Annotated in this window: 18 protein-coding genes and 1 tRNA gene; 17 read left to right on the top strand and 2 right to left on the bottom strand. The window is 58.5% G+C overall.

Going from position 1 to position 17,576, the window contains the following annotated elements:
* The first annotated feature begins 1 nt into the window (after window position 1).
* The 8 genes from murD (at window position 2) to AYT24_RS00145 (ending at window position 10,259) form a co-directional block, all read left to right on the top strand.
* The gene (gene murD, locus AYT24_RS00180; protein WP_010931730.1) at window positions 2-1,399 is read left to right on the top strand and encodes a UDP-N-acetylmuramoyl-L-alanine--D-glutamate ligase; all 1,398 of its coding nucleotides are present in this window, start codon (window positions 2-4) and stop codon (window positions 1,397-1,399) included.
* A gap of 59 nt (window positions 1,400-1,458) precedes the next feature.
* A complete protein-coding gene (locus tag AYT24_RS00175; protein WP_010931729.1) occupies window positions 1,459-2,625 on the top strand; it encodes an FtsW/RodA/SpoVE family cell cycle protein in 1,167 nt (388 codons plus the stop codon).
* Window positions 2,622-3,716: an undecaprenyldiphospho-muramoylpentapeptide beta-N-acetylglucosaminyltransferase gene (murG, locus tag AYT24_RS00170; protein ID WP_010931728.1), complete on the top strand. Its 1,095-nt coding sequence runs from the start codon at window positions 2,622-2,624 to the stop codon at window positions 3,714-3,716. Before AYT24_RS00175 ends, murG begins: the two co-directional genes overlap by 4 nt.
* Before the next feature lie 12 nt (window positions 3,717-3,728).
* On the top strand, window positions 3,729-5,147 hold the full coding sequence (gene murC, locus AYT24_RS00165; protein WP_164926791.1) for a UDP-N-acetylmuramate--L-alanine ligase: 1,419 nt from the start codon (window positions 3,729-3,731) through the stop codon (window positions 5,145-5,147).
* Window positions 5,148-5,183: 36 nt separating this feature from the next.
* On the top strand, window positions 5,184-6,122 hold the full coding sequence (locus AYT24_RS00160; protein WP_010931726.1) for a cell division protein FtsQ/DivIB: 939 nt from the start codon (window positions 5,184-5,186) through the stop codon (window positions 6,120-6,122).
* Between the two features lie 14 nt (window positions 6,123-6,136).
* Window positions 6,137-7,462, top strand: coding sequence for a cell division protein FtsA (ftsA, locus tag AYT24_RS00155; protein ID WP_164926790.1), 1,326 nt, complete (start codon window positions 6,137-6,139; stop codon window positions 7,460-7,462).
* Window positions 7,463-7,508: 46 nt separating this feature from the next.
* On the top strand, window positions 7,509-8,813 hold the full coding sequence (gene ftsZ, locus AYT24_RS00150) for a cell division protein FtsZ (protein ID WP_010931724.1): 1,305 nt from the start codon (window positions 7,509-7,511) through the stop codon (window positions 8,811-8,813).
* A gap of 150 nt (window positions 8,814-8,963) precedes the next feature.
* Window positions 8,964-10,259, top strand: a complete 1,296-nt coding sequence (locus AYT24_RS00145; protein ID WP_010931723.1) for an acetyl-CoA hydrolase/transferase family protein — start codon at window positions 8,964-8,966, stop codon at window positions 10,257-10,259.
* Between the two features lie 157 nt (window positions 10,260-10,416).
* On the opposite strand, the gene bchU is transcribed toward AYT24_RS00145, so the two are convergent.
* Window positions 10,417-11,433, bottom strand: a complete 1,017-nt coding sequence (bchU, locus tag AYT24_RS00140) for a bacteriochlorophyllide d C-20 methyltransferase BchU (RefSeq protein ID WP_010931722.1) — start codon at window positions 11,431-11,433, stop codon at window positions 10,417-10,419.
* A gap of 215 nt (window positions 11,434-11,648) precedes the next feature.
* On the opposite strand from bchU, the gene AYT24_RS00135 reads away from it, so the two are divergent.
* Entirely contained in the window at window positions 11,649-11,858 is a 210-nt protein-coding gene (locus tag AYT24_RS00135) for a hypothetical protein (protein WP_010931721.1), read from the top strand.
* On the opposite strand, the gene pgeF is transcribed toward AYT24_RS00135, so the two are convergent.
* Window positions 11,842-12,612 (bottom strand): peptidoglycan editing factor PgeF, encoded by a 771-nt coding sequence (pgeF, locus tag AYT24_RS00130; RefSeq protein ID WP_010931720.1) that lies wholly within the window; start codon window positions 12,610-12,612, stop codon window positions 11,842-11,844. The genes AYT24_RS00135 and pgeF overlap by 17 nt on opposite strands.
* Window positions 12,613-12,973: 361 nt before the next feature.
* Between pgeF and galE the strand changes: the two genes are divergently transcribed.
* The 8 genes from galE to AYT24_RS00090 all read left to right on the top strand — a co-directional run bounded on the left by galE (window position 12,974) and on the right by AYT24_RS00090 (window position 17,429).
* Window positions 12,974-13,963, top strand: coding sequence for a UDP-glucose 4-epimerase GalE (galE, locus tag AYT24_RS00125; protein WP_010931718.1), 990 nt, complete (start codon window positions 12,974-12,976; stop codon window positions 13,961-13,963).
* Between the two features lie 41 nt (window positions 13,964-14,004).
* Window positions 14,005-14,304, top strand: coding sequence for an AtpZ/AtpI family protein (locus AYT24_RS00120; protein WP_319792416.1), 300 nt, complete (start codon window positions 14,005-14,007; stop codon window positions 14,302-14,304).
* Window positions 14,301-14,693, top strand: coding sequence for a hypothetical protein (locus tag AYT24_RS00115; protein WP_164926788.1), 393 nt, complete (start codon window positions 14,301-14,303; stop codon window positions 14,691-14,693). The genes AYT24_RS00120 and AYT24_RS00115 overlap by 4 nt, the downstream gene beginning before the upstream one ends.
* A 9-nt stretch (window positions 14,694-14,702) precedes the next feature.
* Entirely contained in the window at window positions 14,703-15,761 is a 1,059-nt protein-coding gene (locus AYT24_RS00110) for a F0F1 ATP synthase subunit A (RefSeq protein ID WP_010931715.1), read from the top strand.
* An 84-nt stretch (window positions 15,762-15,845) separates the two neighbouring features.
* Window positions 15,846-16,067 carry an ATP synthase F0 subunit C gene (gene atpE / locus AYT24_RS00105; protein ID WP_010931714.1) on the top strand — a complete coding sequence of 74 codons (222 nt, stop codon included), beginning with the start codon at window positions 15,846-15,848 and terminating at the stop codon, window positions 16,065-16,067.
* Window positions 16,068-16,152: 85 nt separating this feature from the next.
* The gene (locus AYT24_RS00100; RefSeq protein WP_010931713.1) at window positions 16,153-16,680 is read left to right on the top strand and encodes a F0F1 ATP synthase subunit B; all 528 of its coding nucleotides are present in this window, start codon (window positions 16,153-16,155) and stop codon (window positions 16,678-16,680) included.
* An 18-nt stretch (window positions 16,681-16,698) separates the two neighbouring features.
* The gene (locus AYT24_RS00095; protein ID WP_010931712.1) at window positions 16,699-17,244 is read left to right on the top strand and encodes a F0F1 ATP synthase subunit delta; all 546 of its coding nucleotides are present in this window, start codon (window positions 16,699-16,701) and stop codon (window positions 17,242-17,244) included.
* 112 nt (window positions 17,245-17,356) lie between these two features.
* Window positions 17,357-17,429 (top strand) — tRNA-Ala (locus AYT24_RS00090).
* Window positions 17,430-17,576: the final 147 nt, after the last annotated feature.

Genomic DNA, 17,576 nt, shown 5'->3' with positions numbered 1-17,576 from the left:
CGTGAAACCGGAAGAGCTGAAAGGGAAAGTGGCGTCGGTGATCGGCGCCGGCAAAAGCGGTGTATCAGCGGCTGGCCTGCTCGCGCGGGCGGGGGCGCGGCCATTCTTAAGCGAATTTGGCGCGGTCAGCCCGGAGGCGGCGGCAACACTGCGACAACTTGGCGTGCCGTTCGAAGAGGGCGGCCATTCGGAGCGGGTCTTCGAGGCTGCGCTGTGCATCGTCAGTCCCGGTATTCCGCAAACCGTGCCAGTCATCCGCGAAATGCACGCGCGCGGTATTCCCGTGGTGAGCGAGATCGAGCTGGCGAGCTGGTTCTGTCCGGCCCGCATCATCGGCATCACCGGCACGGACGGCAAGACCACCACGGCCACGCTGCTCCACCGCATCTGCGCGGCGGAGGGCGAACGGAAGGGATTCCGAGCCTTCAGCGTGGGTAACATCGGCATTCCGTTTTCGTCGGAGGTCCCCGGCATGACGGCGGCGGACATCGCCGTGCTCGAACTGAGCAGCTACCAGCTCGAAGCGTGCTTCGACTTTCGGCCCAACATCGCCGTTTTGACCAACGTCACGCCCGACCACATGGATCGCTACGGCGGCAGCATCGAAGCCTACGCCACTGCGAAGTATCGCATCCACGCCCGGCAGGGCGCGGGCGACACCCTCATCTATAATCATGACGATCCGATCCTGCGCGCCCATTTCGACCGTTCCGAACCGTGGCCCTTCCGCTTGGTGCGCCTCGGTCTGCGGGCCGAAACGCTCGACGTCGCGCCGGGAGATTTCGTCTCCGTCGAAGACGGCGAGATCGTCGTCCGCGCGTCCGGATCGACGGAGCGGCTCATGCGGGTTGACGAGATCATGAAGCCGGGATTTCGCGGCGAACACAATCTCTACAACGCGCTCTCCTCCGTCGCAGCGGCGCTGGCCGCTGGTGTTGCGCCGGAGACGATGCGGGGCGTGCTCGCCGGGTTCGGCGGCGTGGAGCACCGGCAGGAGCTTGCCGGAAACGCCTGCGGCCTCAACTGGATCAACGACTCGAAGGCCACCAGCGTCAATGCGCTTCGGCAAGCGCTTCAGTCGGTTCCGGCGGGCATGGTGCTCATCGCCGGGGGACGCGACAAGGGCAACGACTACAGCGCCATCGCCGACCTCGTGCGCGAGAAGGTCGCCTGCATCGTGGCGATTGGCGAGTCGCGCCGGAAGATCGCCGACGCGTTCCGTGGCGTCACACCGGTCGTCGAGGCCGCTTCGCTCGCGGAGGCGGTCGAGCTGGCTCGCCAGAACGCCCGTCCCGGCGCGAGCGTGCTCTTTTCGCCAGCCTGTTCGAGCTTTGACATGTTCCGAGACTTCGAGGATCGCGGGCGCCAGTTCAAGCAACTTGTCCGGGAGCTGACATGAAGCTGAATGACCTTAAACTGAATTTCGATCTGGAGCTTGACGACGCTCCCGCCGAATCGATGGCGTCGCTGCTGCCCTCGACCGGACGGGGCGAAAACATCGCCGGCAAGCTGCTGCTCCTGATCGTCGCGCTGCTGATGTGCATCGGAGTGGTCGTCGTTTACAGTAGCGGAGCCGGGTGGGCGGAACAGAAATTTTCCGACCCGCAGTACTTCCTCTGGCGGCAGCTCACTTTTGCCATTGCTGGCATGGCGGTGATCTTCGTGGTTGGCGCCATCGACTACCATATCTTCAGAAAGATCAGCAAACTGTTTCTTTTTGTCAGCATCGGTCTGTTGGCCATTTTGCTGTTGCTCAAGCTGGCGCATGTCATTCACGGCGCCGCCCGCTGGCTCGGATTTGGCCCGCTGAAGTTCCAGGCTTCGGATCTGGCCAAATACGCCATCATTTTTCACTTTTCCCGGCTGCTCTCTGAAAAGAGAGCGTATATCAAGGATCTGCATGACGGGTACTATCCGATGCTGGTGCTCCTGATGATCGTTGTTGCGCTGGTGGCGCTCGAGCCGAACTTCAGCACCGCCTCGATCATCGCGATCATCGGCTTCACGCTGATGTTCATCGGCGGCATCCGGATCAAGTATCTGCTTGCCACCGCTTCGCTGCTGATCCCGATTGCGGCAGTCTTCGCGATTGCCGCGCCCTACCGCGTCGCCCGCCTCGTCTCGTTCGGCGGCGGCGAGAAGGAGCTGAGCTACCAGGTGCGCCAGGCGCTGCTCGGCCTCGGCAACGGCGGCCTGTTCGGTCTTGGCCTCGGGGCCAGCAAACAGCGGGAGCTTTACCTGCCGCTGTCGTACAACGACTTCGTCTTCGTTATCATCGGCGAGGAGTACGGCTTTATCGGTGCGCTGGTTATCCTGCTGCTCTTTTCCGGGCTGTTTGCCTGTGGCATCATCATCGCCAAGCACGCTCCCGACCTGTTCGGACGCTACGTCGCCATCGGCGTCACCTTCGCCATTGTCTTCTTCGCATTCATCAACATCGCCGTGGCCTGCCACCTCATGCCGACCACCGGTGTGGCGCTGCCGTTCATCAGCTACGGCGGCACGGCGCTGCTGTTCAACTCGCTCGGCATCGGGCTTCTGGTCAGCATTTCACGTTACCGGAAAAAGGTCGAAACCATCGAGCGGGCGCAGGCGCTGCTCGAATCGAAGGGAGGTTCCTTATGAAAGTGCTCTTCGCAGGTGGCGGCACCGGCGGACACCTTTACCCCGGTGTGGCGATGGCGGCGGAGCTGAAGAAGCGGGTGCCTGGTATCAGCATCTCCTTCGCAGGTACCTCCGCCGGAATCGAGGCAACCGAGGTGCCGCGCCTCGGCTACCGGCTCGTACTCTTTCCGGTCAGGGGGCTGAAGCGCGGTTTGTCGATCCGAGCGCTGGTGGAGAACGCACTCATTCTCGGCGACTTCGCCAAATCGCTCTCGATGGCAATGGCGCTTGTGCGCAAGGAGCAGCCCGACGTGGTGGTGGGTACGGGCGGCTACGTCAGCGCGCCGCTGCTCCTCGCCGCGCAGCTTTCGGGCAAGAAGACACTGATTCAGGAGCAGAATGCTTTTCCGGGAGTGACGACGCGACTGCTGGCGCGCATGGCGACCGAGGTGCATCTGTCGTTCGAGGAGAGCCGGAAGTTTTTCGGAGGAAAATCCGAGGTGTTCGTGACCGGCAATCCGGCGCGGGAGTTTCCCGCCGAGAGCCGGGAGTCGTGCCTCGACTTTTTCGGCCTCGACCGGAGTTTGCCGACGCTGCTGGTCTTCGGTGGAAGCCGTGGGGCGCGGGCGATCAACAACGCCGTGCTGAAGCTGTGCCATCGTCTCGAAGGCACGGTCAACCTCATCTGGCAGACCGGCGCGCTTGACGCCGACCGGATGCGCGGGGAGATCGGCACTTCGGCAACTCGCTGGATCGGTCCCTACATTCAGGAGATGGGCAAGGCGTACGGAGCCGCCGATCTGGTGCTTTGCCGGGCGGGGGCTTCGAGCCTTGCCGAGCTGACCAACCTCGGCAAGCCCTCGGTGCTGATCCCCTATCCCTACGCGGCGGCTGATCACCAGCGCCACAACGCGATGGCGCTGGTGAGCGCGGGCGCATCGGTCATGATCGACGACTCAAAGATCGGCGAAGAAGCGTCGTTCGACGTGATCCTCACACTGCTCCGCGACCGCGAGAAACTCGCGCAAATGGGCGAGGCGGCCCGGCGAGAGGGTCATCCCGGCGCGGCGGCGACACTCGCGGAAAGAATCATCGCGCTATCAAAATCATAAGGAGTGCCCCCCATGGAACTGGGAAAAACAAAGAATGTGCATATCGTCGGCATCGGCGGCGCGGGAATGAGCGCCATCGCCGAACTGCTGCTGAAATCGGGATTCGCGGTCAGCGGCTCTGACCTGGCCTCAGGCGAGGTGATCGACAAGCTTCGTGAGCTTGGCGCGGTAATCCATCAGGGGCACCAGGCCGAAAATGTCGGCGCGAGCGACGTTGTCGTCTACTCCTCGGCAGTGCGTCCCGAGAGCAACGTCGAAATTCTCGCCGCGCAGAAGCTCGGCATTCCGGTCATCAAGCGCGACGAAATGCTCGGCGAGCTGATGCGCCACAAATCGGGCATCTGCGTCTCGGGCACCCACGGCAAGACCACCACGACCGCAATGGTCGCAACCATGCTGCTCGAAGCGGGCCAGTCGCCGACAGTGATGATCGGCGGCGTGTCGGACTACCTCAAGGGAAGCACGGTGGTCGGCGAGGGCAAGTCCATGGTGATCGAGGCCGACGAGTACGACCGCGCGTTCCTCAAGCTCACGCCGACCATAGCCGTCCTGAACAGCCTCGAATCGGAGCACATGGACACCTACGGCACGATGGACAACCTGCGCGACTGCTTCGCGGAGTTCGCCAATAAGGTGCCGTTTTACGGGCGGGTCATCTGCTGCGTTGACTGGCCGGAGATCCGGCGTATCATTCCCCGGCTGAATCGCCGCTACACTACCTTCGGCATCGAGGAGCACGCCGATGTGATGGCTTCGGAGATCGAACCCGGCGATGGGGGCAGCACCTTTACCGTCGAGGCGTTCGGCGAGCGCTACCCCGGCGTACGGCTCAACGTGCCCGGCAGGCATAACGTGCTCAACGCGCTGGCGGCCTTCTCGGTCGGCCTCGAAATCGGCCTGCCGCCGGAGCGGATCATCGCTGGCCTGGCCAGGTACAGCGGAATGCGCCGCCGCTTCCAGGTCAAGTACCGGGGCGCTGACGGCGTGCTCGTCATCGACGATTACGCGCATCACCCCACCGAGGTGAAGGCGACCGTCCGGGCAGCCCGCGACGGATGGAAAGAGCACCGCATCGTGGCGGTTTTCCAGCCGCATCTTTACTCGCGGACGGCGGAGTTCGCCGGTGAGTTCGGCTGGGCGCTCTCCCGCGCCGACACGGTTTACGTGGCGGGCATCTACCCGTCGCGCGAGAAGGCCGAGGACTATCCCGGTATCACCGGCGAGTTGGTGGCCGAAGCATCGAGAACCGCCGGGGCGAAAAACGTATGGTTCACCGAAGAGCACGAAGCGCTGCTCGCGGCGCTTCAGGAGGAGGCCGCGCCGGAGACGCTTTTCCTCTTCATGGGGGCGGGCGACATCACGCATCTGGCCGCGCGATTCGCCGCATGGTGCACGGAGATGCGCAGCAACGCAGACGCAACGGCGTCATGATCTCCGCCGTTGACTGGCATAACAGGAGCAACAAGTATGGCTCGTCCGAAACATGAACAGCGGAGCGAGGAACTGCGTCAAGATCCGGCGCTGCCGGACCTCGATGCACCTGAATCGGTGCGTCCTCGCAGTGGCAAGCTGCGCCGACTTTTCGGTACCACGCCGGTGATGATGACCTTCGCCGCGCTGCTGCTCGCGGCGGTCGCGGCGCTCTCGTGGTACGCCACGCAGTGGAAGCAGCAGGTGACGGTCCACCGGGTGGTGGTCAGCGGCGTGAACCTGATTCCCACCGCTTCCATCGAACGCCGCCTGAACCGGTTCAAGGGAAAAAATCTGGATGAGGTCAGGCTCGACGATGTCCGCCGGGCGCTCGCCCCGGAACCCTGGATCAAGCAGATGCGAATCAGCAAGGAGCTGAACGGCATTCTGCGCGTCGGCATCGATGAGCGGCGTCCGGCAGCGCTCATGGCTGACGCGGGACAGCCACTGATTATCGATACGGAAGGAAATCTTTTGCCCGACGAAGCAGTCTCGGAGCGCTTTCGCCTTGTGCCGGTATATGGCGCGAGAAGCACTCGCCCGGCGCGCCCCGGAGGCGTCCGACGGCTGAATGACAAGGACCGGAATCTGCTCTTCGAATTGCTCGTCGCCTTCGATCAAAGCACTTACGCCCGGCTGATGGTTTCAGCCATTCATCTTACCCCCGACAACCAGACATGGTTCACCGTGACGGGGTCGCCAATACGCTTTGTTGTCGGAAACGACGGGAATTTCAAGGAAAAATTGAAAAAATTCGAGATATTCTGGCAAAAGGTTGTTGCAAAAAAAGGCATCGATTGTTATGAGTCGGTCGATCTTCGCTTCCGGCAGAGAGTGTTCGCCACTTCGCCCGTAAACGAAGAAGCCTCCGTAGATTCTACAGCGGCGCCGGTTGCCCCGCCTGCGGGCGGCCAACTTCCCGATGAACACCATTGAACTCAAAACTTCTCATGCCGAAGAGCAATATTGTAGTCGGTCTCGATATAGGTACAACCAAGGTCTGCGTCGTCGTCGCCGAAAAGGACGACGTCGGCAAGCTCAACGTCCTCGGCAAGGGGCGCGCCAACTCTGAGGGGTTGCAACGGGCGACGGTGGTCAACATCAACAAGACGGTTGACGCCATCAGGAAGGCGGTGGCCGATGCTGAACGCGAGTCGTCGATCAAAATCAAGGGAGTCAACGTCGGCATCTCCGGCGCGCACGTCCACTGCATCTACAGCAACTCCGAAATCAGCGTCAACCAGTCGGGCATCGTCAACGAGTCCGATGTGCGGCGCTTCCTCGAAAAGGCCAAAACCAACATCCGCTATCTCGACATCGACCACGAGATCATTCACGTCATTCCACAGGAGTTCATCGTCGATGACCAGGATGGCGTGCTCGATCCGATCGGCATGGCCGGAACGATCATGCGCGGCAGCGCCTACATCGTCGTTGGACTTCGGACCAAGATCCGCAACATCAAGCAGTGCATCGAAAAGGCAGGCCTCGAAGTCAGCGCCATGACCTTTGAGCCGGTGGCCTCCGGTCTCGCCGTGATGAAGGAGAGCGAGAGGCGGAGCGGCGTGGTGGTGATCGACATCGGCGGCGGCACCACCGAGGTGGCCATCTACATCGACGGCGCGATCCGTTATTCCGAGGTGATCAAGGTTGCGGCCAACGATGTGACTCACGATGTGGCCTATGGCATCAAGGCACTCAACGACGTGGCTGAAGAGATCAAGATCCAGCACGGATGCGCCTATGCAAAGGTGCTCGACAAGGAGGAGGAGATCCTGATCGAGAGCATCGAGGGACGGCCGAGCAAGTCGTTCCCGAAAAGCTCCCTGACGGTGATCATCGAAGCCCGCATGATGGAGATTTTCGAACTGGTGCGAGACATCATCAAGCGCTCGGGCTACTACGACTACCTGAACGCCGGAGTCATCATCACCGGCGGCGGCGCGCTCTTGCCCGGCACCGGCGAGCTGGCCAGGGACATTCTCGGTCTCGACGTGCGCACGGGCTATCCGGAAGGGGTTTCGGGCGGCATCAAGGATGCGATCAACAACCCGATGTACGCAACGGTGATGGGTCTGGTAGCTCACTCGCTCCAGAACAATCTGTACCAGGATTACGGAGAGGTTGCCCCGGCACCGTCCGGGCAGACTCAGGAGCCGGTTACGTCTTCTCCTGAACCCTCGCAGGCTCAACAGAGTCCCGAGCAGAATCCCGATACCCCGCCAACCGGAAAGAAGTTTGTTGACCGTCTGAAAAAGTTTTGGGATCAGTTGTAGCAGAGATAGTTACCTGTAACGACAGGAAAAACAAGGAATAGAGAGTATGGCATTCGAACTCGATCCAGGCCTGTTCGACAGCGATCAGGACAGCGGAGTCAATATCAAGATTGTCGGCGTCGGCGGATGCGGCGGCAATGCCGTCAACAATATGATGGACCGGAAGATCAGCGGCGCCGAGTTCGTCGTCTTCAACACCGACCGCCAGGCGCTCCTGAACTCCAAGGCGCCGATCCGCGTGCAAATTGGCAAAAAGGCCACCAACGGCCTTGGCGCGGGGGCCGATCCTGCCAAGGGACGGCTCGCTGCCGAGGATGATCGCGAGCTGATTGCCATGCAGTTGCGGGGGGCCGACCTCGTCTTTATCGCGGCTGGCATGGGCAAGGGCACCGGCACCGGCGCAGCGCCGGTCGTCGCCTCCATCGCCCGCAATATGGGCATCCTTACCATTGGCGTCGTCACCCGCCCCTTCAGCTTCGAGGGGCAGATCAAGGCGCGTATCGCCGACAGCGGCATCACCGAACTGCGCAAGTATATCGACACGCTCATCATCGTCGAGAACGAAAAAATCCTGAGCATCGCCGATGAAGGCGTCAGCGCCACCGAGGCCTACAACATGGCGAATGACGTGCTGTTCCGGGCGGTCAAGGGTATCGCCGACATCATTACCCACCACGGCCACGTCAACGTCGATTTCGCAGACGTCCGAAGCATTATGCAGAGTGCGGGTGACGCGGTCATGGGGTCTGCCGCCGCTGCCGGAGAGCGTCGCGCACTGAAAGCCGCGTCGGATGCGGTCACCAGTCCGTTGATGGAGGGGGTCAAGATGCGCGGTGCCAAGGGGGTGCTGGTCAACATCACGGGCGATGTGACCATGCGCGACATCGCTGATGCCATGAACTACATCGAAGAGCAGGTTGGCAGCGATGCCAAGATCATCAATGGCTATGTCGATGAGCCGCAGGTATCGGGCGAAATCCGGGTCACGGTAATTGTCACCGGTTTCAAGAGAGTTGAACCGGGAGAGGAGCGACAACCCGCTTCGTCCTCCGGACAGCAGGAAAAGACGCTGCCTAAAGCCCACCACGTGCAGGGTTTCGGACGTCTCGTTCAATCCTCAGGCTATCCCGAACAGGTGGTCGAGGACATGAGAATTCCCGCCTACATCAGAAAAAGCCGCTCTATTCAGGAGCCATTCGATATTGGTCGAGCGTGCAGCACCACCAGATCGCGTCCTTCGGGCGGATCGGCCCCTATGCCCGGCCAGAGCGACGAAGACGAGCAGATACGGAAAGGCGCTACCGATACTCCGGCCTATCTTCGCCGAAAAAACAATCCACCACTGCAATGAAGCAATTCGGGAAAAGGGCGCAGCCGCTTTTCCCGGCGCGCCCCCTATCGTTTACCACTATCCATGAGCATCGCCATTCTTTGGGGCTAATCGCCTGAATTACGAGGCAGAGGCGGAGCTGTAACCAGTTCAAAAAGGAGTCAAAGTATCATGAGTTACCGGACGATATCCGCAGAAGAGGCCGTCATGGCCATCAAGTCGGGAGACAGGGTTTTTCTGCACACCGCGGCGGCAACGCCCCTCAGGCTGATCGAGGCGATGGTCAGCCGCGCCAGCCATCTGCGTGACGTCGAGATCGTCAGCCTGCACACCGAGGGCGACGCACCGTACGTCAGACCTGAATTTCAGGAGAGCTTCAGGCTCAACGCCTTCTTTGTCGGAAGGAACGTCCGTTCGGCGGTGCAGTGCGGCTACGCCGATGCTATCCCGATTTTTCTGAGCGACGTGCCCGCGATGTTCTACGACGGAGTCATGCCGCTCGACGTGGCACTGGTGCACGTTTCGCCGCCCGACCGTCACGGCTACTGCTCGCTCGGGGTGTCGGTTGATGCGACCCGCGCCGCCGTGCATACCGCCCGGCACGTCATCGCCCAGGTGAACCCGAACATGCCCCGCACCCACGGCGAAGGGCTGCTGCATGTCAGCAAGATTCATTCGCTGGTCGAGGTGGACGATCCTCTGCCGGAGACGCCGCGCCACGAGCTGACCGACGTCGAGCGCCAGATCGGCCAGCATATCGCCTCCATCGTCGAGGACGGCGCGACGCTACAGATGGGCATTGGCGCGATTCCCGACGCGACGCTTGCCGCGCTGACGAACCACAAGGACCTTGGCATCCACTCGGAGATGTTTTCCGACGGCGTGGTCGATCTGGTTGAAAAGGGGGTGGTGAACGGACGCTGCAAGAAAACACACAACGAGATCATTGTGGCGAGCTTCCTTGTTGGCACCCGGAAGCTCTACGATTTCGTGGACGACAATCCGCTGGTCGAGATGTTCGGCTCGGACTACGTGAACGACACGAAGGAGATTCGCAAAAACCCGAAGGTGACAGCCATCAACAGCGCCATCGAAATCGACATGACCGGCCAGGTGTGCGCTGACTCGATCGGCACCCGCCACTTTTCAGGTGTCGGCGGCCAGATGGACTTCATCCGCGGCGCGGCGCTTTCCCCCGGCGGCAAGCCGATCATCGCCCTTCCCGCCACAACGCGCAAGGGCGAGTCACGCATCGTGACGCAGCTCAAGCCCGGTGCAGGTGTCGTGACCACAAGGGCACACGTGCAGTACGTCGTCACCGAATACGGCATTGTCAACCTGCACGGCAAGAACCTCCGCCAGCGAGCTGAAGCGCTCGCCACCATCGCCCACCCCGACTTCCGCGAAGAGATCCTCCGCCAGGCACACGAGCTGTATGGGCGAAAAAGCAATTGCCTGATCGATTGATGAATTGGGAAAAGTGCCGATGAACGCGTAAGGGCAGGTCTCGAACCTGTCGTCTTTGAAGAGTGCAGTCAAATAAGCCCTATACGAGAAAAGGCTGCCCGATGAGGCAGCCTTTTCAGTGACGATCAAGTGATGGAATCTCTTTCCCTTCGAACTCTTACGGCTTCACAGCCTGAACGAGCAGGTGGTCGTACTTGCGCACCATGGTCACGTCTTTATAGCCGAGGCTTTCGAGAATCTCCTTGTAGCGGGCCTGCTCCTTGAAGCCGAGCACCGAGAAGGGCATTCCGGCGCCAAGAATGTAGTGGCTCAGGTAGTCGAAGTTCGGGTTTTCCGGATCGTCGATCACCATGTCGAGAATCAGCAGGCGGCCGCCGGACCGCATGGCATCGAACGCCTTTTTGCACATGATGGTCGAGAGCTGTTCGTTGGCCGAGTAGAGGATGCGGCAGAATAGCACTGCGTCGGCTTCCGGGTAAGACTCCTTGTAGATGTCCACCGCGATGCCGCGCATACGGTCGGCCACGCCCTTCTCGGCGGCATTCTCGTTGACCAGGTCGATGGCGCCCGGCAGGTTCAGGATGGTGGAGTCGAGTTCAGGGAAGTGCTTGAGCATAGCAGCCGAAATATCGCCAATGCCGCCGCCAACGTCAATCATCTTCTTGACACCGTCGAGCTTTGCCTCTTCGAGCAGCAGCTGGATTGCGAACTTGGCGTTGCTGCGGTGAATCTCCTCGAAGTAGAGGTTGTCTTCGCGCGTGACCGGCGGATAGGGTACCTGGCCCTTGAAGTTCTTCTGACCCCTGACGGCCTGCGAAAGGCCCATGTAGAAATCATCGGCAAGGAACGCCATCGCCTTGGCAACCGGGGTCTGATGCAGGTTTGGCTCTTTCGGGGTCGGCGAGAACATGTAGTCGGCAAACTCGGTCAATGACCACTTTCCATCCTCAAGGTTGATGACGCGCATCTGGCGAAGCGTCTCAAGGAGCATTTCGAGACGGGGCGGTACCGAACCGGTATCGGCTGCCAGCGTCGCGAGGTCCTTGGGGCCTTCGGCCATGTGGCTGAAAAGGTCGAGTTCGATAGCGGCCTTCATGCAGCTGAACTCGATGAGGCCCTTGAAGACCAGCTCGTTGGCCCTGTGGTAGTAGTTCAGGAGGTCATTGTTGCTCATTGTCGATAATTTTCTTTATTAGATATGAGAGACGAGTAGAAAAACAGCGAGTGCTGGCGCACGGAAATCTGACGTCCAATTTATCCCAAAAAGAGCTGTTAACCAACAGCGAGCCGAATAAATCGTTGTGACCGTCCGCATGGGCGGGATGTTCTCTGGATTCAGTCAACCGCGCCATCCGGCTCTCGGAAGGCGCACAAACAAAGGAGTTCATCATGTTATCCAGCCTGTCCAAACTCACCCCGGAGCAGCTCGAAGAGATTCGTTCTCTCGAACAGCAGCTCGGCAAAACACTGCTCTCATTCTCCGAGTATGATGTCGTTTCCGACGACCTCAGCGAAGCCGACCTCGCCACCATCAAAGCACTCGAGGAAAAACTCGGCACCATGCTGGTAGCGGTCAGGGGTCTCAGTCAGAATGCCTGAGTCCTATCAGCGCGAGCATCCGACCGGTTTTGCCGTTGTCACGGCGGTAGGAGAAAAAGCGGTCGGCGTCTCGGTATGAGCAGAGCTCCGAGCACTGCACCTGCGATGGCGGGATGCCTGCTTCGATGAGCTGGTCTCGGTTGGCCGCCGAGAGGTCGAGCAGTTGCCGCCCTTCACCGGAGGGCGACGGCTTGAGATAGCGGCTACTGAAGCGGGCAGCGACTTCGCCGCCGATTTCGTAGCATTCACCGGAGATGCCGGTGCCGACCCAGGCGAGGCAATCCTCCGGACGGGTGCCGAACGAGTTGTGCATGGCGTTGACCGTCTTTTCAGCGATCCGTCCCGCCGTGCCCTGCCACCCCGCATGAGCTGCGCCGCAGGCCCTCGTCCGGCGGTCGTAAATCAGGATCGGGTAGCAATCGGCTGTCAGGATGCCGACGAAAAGTCCGCGAACGGTGGTGATGAGCGCGTCATACCCGTCGAGTTTCCCCGGCCCGGTAACGACGGCAATCTCCGTCCCGTGCACTTGCCCGGTTGTCACGATGCTCTCGCAACTAATCTCCAGAAAAGCGCAAAGCCGTCGCTCATTTTCCCGCACACGCTCCGGATCGTCTCCGACGTGAGTCCCGAGATTCAACGAATCCAGCGGTGAAGCACTCACCCCGCCGACGCGGGTAGTCTGAAGCGCCACAAGGCCGAGAATGTTGTGAAAGATTGAGGGGTGGAGAGGTGTTATACCCGAAGTATGGTTCATGGTTCTGATAATTATCTGTTCATATGCGTGAAAAGGGGTGCTTTCGCAGGTAGATCTTTCGCAGGTAGATGTAACGGTAAAGCTGAGCGGAGTGACTGAAGTTGCCGATTTCAAGAAGCAGTTCCAAATAACAGGGTTTGATTCGGCGCGGCACGCTCTTCCGTCAATCGTGAAATCTCGATCGGATTCGCCCCTTCTGATCTGTTCGTTTGGTCGCGATAGCCAGCCATTGAACAGAAAGCTTTACCGCCGCAGATTTCGGAGCACAAGCAAATCACGCGTGGGCTCCACGTAAGTTATCTGGCGGGAAGTGTTATCTTTGGGCTTGATCGTGTATAAACCCCATATGAAATATTCAGGCATGAAAATTCTCGTTATCGGCGGCGCAGGGTATATCGGCAGTCATGTGGCTCGCGAGTTTCTCGACCGGGGCTACCAGGTCACGGTGTTCGACAATCTCTCCACCGGTCGGGAGGAGAATCTTTTTGACGACGCGGAGTTTGTTCGTGGAGATATTTTCGACGCGGAAATGCTGGCCGAGGTGATGAATCGCGGGTTTGACGGCTGCGTTCATCTGGCGGCACTGAAGGCTGCCGGAGAGTCGATGCAGAAGCCGGAGGAGTACTCCGTGCACAACATCTGCGGTACGATCGGCACCATCAACCAGGCGGTGGCAAGCGGCATTAAATGCCTCCTCTTCTCCTCTTCGGCAGCCATTTTCGGCAGCCCGGCTTATTTGCCCATCGACGAGAATCATCCCAAGAAGCCGGAAAACTACTACGGCTTCACCAAGCTCGAAATCGAGCGGATTCTCGAATGGTACGACCGGCTCAAGGGGCTGAAGTTCGCGGCAGTCAGATATTTCAACGCCGCCGGATACGATGTGCGCGGGCGCATCCGAGGGCTGGAAAGGAATCCGGCCAATCTGTTGCCGGTCATCATGGAGGTTGCGTCGGGCGTGAGGCCAATGCTCTCGGTGTTCGGCACCGACTACCCGACTCGGGACGGCACCTGTATCCGCGACTATGTCCACGTCAACGATCTCGCTACCGCACACGTACTCGCGTTCGAGCAGGTAATCGAGAGCGGCGAAAGCCTGTCGGTCAACCTCGGCAGCGAAACTGGCGTCACTGTGCTCGAAATGCTCGAAGCCGCGCGCCGTTTGACAGGCAAAGAGATTATGGCAGAATTCGCGCCGCGTCGTGCGGGCGATCCGGCCAATCTGGTGGCAACCTCCGCGATGGCTCGCGAGTTGCTCGGCTGGGTTCCGCAGTACAGCGATCTGGACACGCTGGTTGAATCGACCTGGAATGTTTACCGGGATGTTAACGCAGGTTCCGGCAGGCAATAGCTATTACCCGATAGCGGCTCATGCCTCCAAAGGAGATGACCATGTTAGATAATGACAGGAAAAAGGATAAATTCTCCGAGCAGTTTGGAGGAACGGTCAGAGCGCTATCGGAGTATCTCGGGATCGGGATTCAGATCGCCGCGAGTTTCGCACTTTTCGTCTTCCTCGGTTATTGGTCAGATTCGAAGCTTGGCACCTCGCCTCTGCTTCTGCTGGCCGGAGTGCTTGTTGGCATGGTTGGCATGGCCCTTGTGCTCATGAAAACCATTCGGCAGGCAGACCGCGAGCATGACCGTTTACATCAACACACTCGAAACCACGAAAAGGATCGCCGGACATGAAGGCATTGTTTGATTTTCTTATAAAGTTATTTATCTTGTCGGTCATTTTATGGGGGGGTGTTTACTGGAGCTCGGCAAACTATCCGATTGACATCAACTCGGTTTTCGTTGCCTGGCTTATGGTTATTCTCAACAGCCTCACGGGGTACTTGCTCTTTGAGTACGGATTTGACAAGGAGTCGAAGGTTTTCACGCTCGTCGTTTTCGGCGGTGTCGCACTCCGGCTTCTGATTATCATGGCGCTGGTGCTGGTCATCAATCTGCTGGGTATGGTCAAGTCGATCGATTTCGTGGTATCCTTCATCTCTTTTTACTGTATTTATCTGGTGCTCGAGATTCTCGCTTACCAGAAGAAGAATCAACTGAAAAAAAACGCGGCAAAAAACTGACAAGACGGTATGCGAAAGAAAGCGATTTCAAGAATTCTGGCACTGGTCGTGCCTGTTCTCCTGAGCCTGAACAGCCAAGCATTCGCCACTTCCGTCCAGGATGAGTCTCCGGTAACGGGCTCCGCGGTCGAAGCCGTTCACACTGTGCCGTCAACCGTCGCGGCGCCAGTCGCCGGACACGCCGAAGCCGCTGCCGGTCAGGCCGCCAAGGCTGAAGAGAAGCCGGGCGACCTCATCATGCACCACATTCTCGATAACAGCACCTTCTCTTTCGAGCCGTTCGGTGAGGTGCATCTTCCCCATCTCGAAGTCGCCGGTTTCGATATTTCGATCACCAAGCATGTGGTGATGATCTGGCTTGCCGCGATCCTGCTGGTCGTTATCGCAAGTGCTGCCGGCGCGAGCGTCAAGAAGATGTCCGCAAATCAGGCGCCGAAGGGTGTTGCCAACGTTTTCGAGTCACTGGTCGATTTTATCAGCAATGACGTCGCCAAACCCAACATCGGTCACGGTTACGAAAAGTTCCTGCCCTACCTGCTGACGGTGTTCTTTTTCATTCTGGTTTGCAATCTGCTCGGCCTCATCCCTTATGGCGCGACCGCGACCGGCAACATCAACGTTACGCTTACCCTCTCGGTTTTCACCTTTGTCATCACCCAGTTCTCGGCATTCAAGGCCCAGGGCGTCAAAGGTTATCTTCAGCACCTAACCGCAGGAACGCACTGGGCGCTCTGGATTATCATGGTGCCAATCGAAATTCTCGGCCAGTTCACCAAGCCGTTCGCACTGACCATCCGACTCTTCGCGAACATGACGGCGGGCCATATCATCATTCTCAGCCTGTTCTTCATCAGCTTCATCCTGAAGAGCTACATCGTAGCTGTGGCGGTGTCGATTCCGTTCGCGATCTTTATCTATCTGCTCGAGCTCTTCGTTGCGTTCCTGCAGGCGTACGTTTTCACCATGCTCTCGGCGCTCTTCATCGGCTTGGCCACGGCGCACTCCGACAGCCACGACGGCCACGAGCTGGAGGCTACCGCTCGTCATGGAGACGGGCTGACGGTTTGACGAGTTTTATGTATCGATGATTTTAGAACTGCTACAAGAAGTAGCATTCATTTTACAACAACAATCAATGGAGGCAATTTAAAGATGGAAGGTTTGGGTTATTTGGGTGCCGGCATCGGCGCAGGTCTGGCAGCAATCGGTGCAGGTCTTGGTATCGGAAACGCTGCGGCTTCTGCAGCAGAGGGCACGGCGCGTCAGCCTGAGGCGGCTTCGGACATCCGTACCACGATGATTATCGCCGCCGCTCTTATCGAGGGTGTTGCGCTGTTCGGTGAGGTTATCTGCGTGCTTCTCGCCCTGAAGTAATGCCTCGTGCCATAGCTTAATCCGTCTGCAGTATCTATTTGAAACCGCAGACGGTTTTTTATCAAACTGTTAAAGGACTGCGTTCATGCTAACGTCAGGGATTATTCTGCTCGAAGGCGGGCTTCTCAACCCAAATCCGGGCCTCATATTCTGGACAGCGCTTACTTTTCTGATCGTTCTCGTTATTCTCAGGAAAACCGCATGGGGGCCGATCCTGTCGATGCTCGAAGAGCGGGCCAAAAGCATTCAATCAGCTATTGATCGAGCTCACACCGCAAAAGACGAGGCTGAGGCGATCCTGAAGAAAAACCGGGATTTGCTGGCCAAGGCAGATGCCGAAGCCGATAAAATCATCAGGGAAGCCAAGGAGGTAGCGGACAAGCTTCGCGCCGATCTTACCGAGAAAGCCCATGATGAATCTCGCAAGATAATTGCTTCCGCCAAGGAAGAGATTGAGCAGGAGAAGCGCCGCGCACTGGATGTGCTCAGAAACGAGGTCGCCGATATGGCCGTAAAAGGCGCCGAGAAAATTATTCGTACCACTCTTGATGCGGACAAGCAAAAAGCGGTGGTCAACGATATGATCAAGGAAATGGCTGCCAGTCGTAACTGATAATAAAACCTCGGAACTATGTCAAGTGCAATTGCAAGCCGTCGATATGCGGTGGCCTTGCTCGAAGTGGCCGTTGAAGGCAACTTTCTGGAGAAAGTTACCGAAGACCTGCAGAAAATACAGGAAGTGCTCTCTGGAAGTCATGAGCTCGTGCTGGCTCTCAAAAGCCCACTGATCAATGTCGATCTCAAATCGAAAATTCTCGAAGAGATTTTCAGGAACAAGGTCGATGAGAAAACGATGGTCTTTATCAAGCTGCTCGCTCACAAGAAAAGGGCAGCTCTTCTTGCCGGAGTAATTTCTGAATTCAACGCCTTGATCGATGAACGCAATGGCGTTATCAACGCCGATGTGAAAAGCGCAATCAAGCTCAGCGACGAACAGGCGAAAGAGCTGGTCAACAGCCTCTCAGTTCGTACAGGAAAGAAAATACGTGCCAAGATGCGGCTCGACGAGAACCTGATTGGCGGGGTAACCGTCAAAATCGGCGACACGATCATTGATGGCAGTATCAGCCATCAGCTTGAAATGCTCAGGCATTCACTGGTCGCTCAACCAGCTTGATTCCGTAGCCTTCTGTTCAAAAAAAGCCTGCCGTTGAGCGGGCTTTTTTTGCATCGGTGAAAAAGATTATATTGTCCGCACGCGAAATAGCTGTAACTTGTTTTTCTTTTTTGGGGCTTTAGCTCAGTTGGTAGAGCGTCTCGTTCGCAATGAGAAGGTCAGGGGTTCGACTCCCCTAAGCTCCACAAAACCCTGCAGGTCTCATCCCGATTGCGGAAATCGTGACCCGAAAGCAGGGCGCGGCGTTTTTCCCTGGATGAGGCATTTCCGGGTGTTCCTTCGCAAGCCCAAGCGGATCACTTCAGCAGCTCAGCCTCTCGAAACAGGCTCAT

The organism is Chlorobaculum tepidum TLS (genome assembly GCF_000006985.1).
Classification (GTDB): Bacteria; Bacteroidota; Chlorobiia; order Chlorobiales; family Chlorobiaceae; genus Chlorobaculum; species Chlorobaculum tepidum.
Note: the sequence above shows the minus strand (reverse complement) of the source record. Positions and strands in the feature narration are given on the sequence as shown.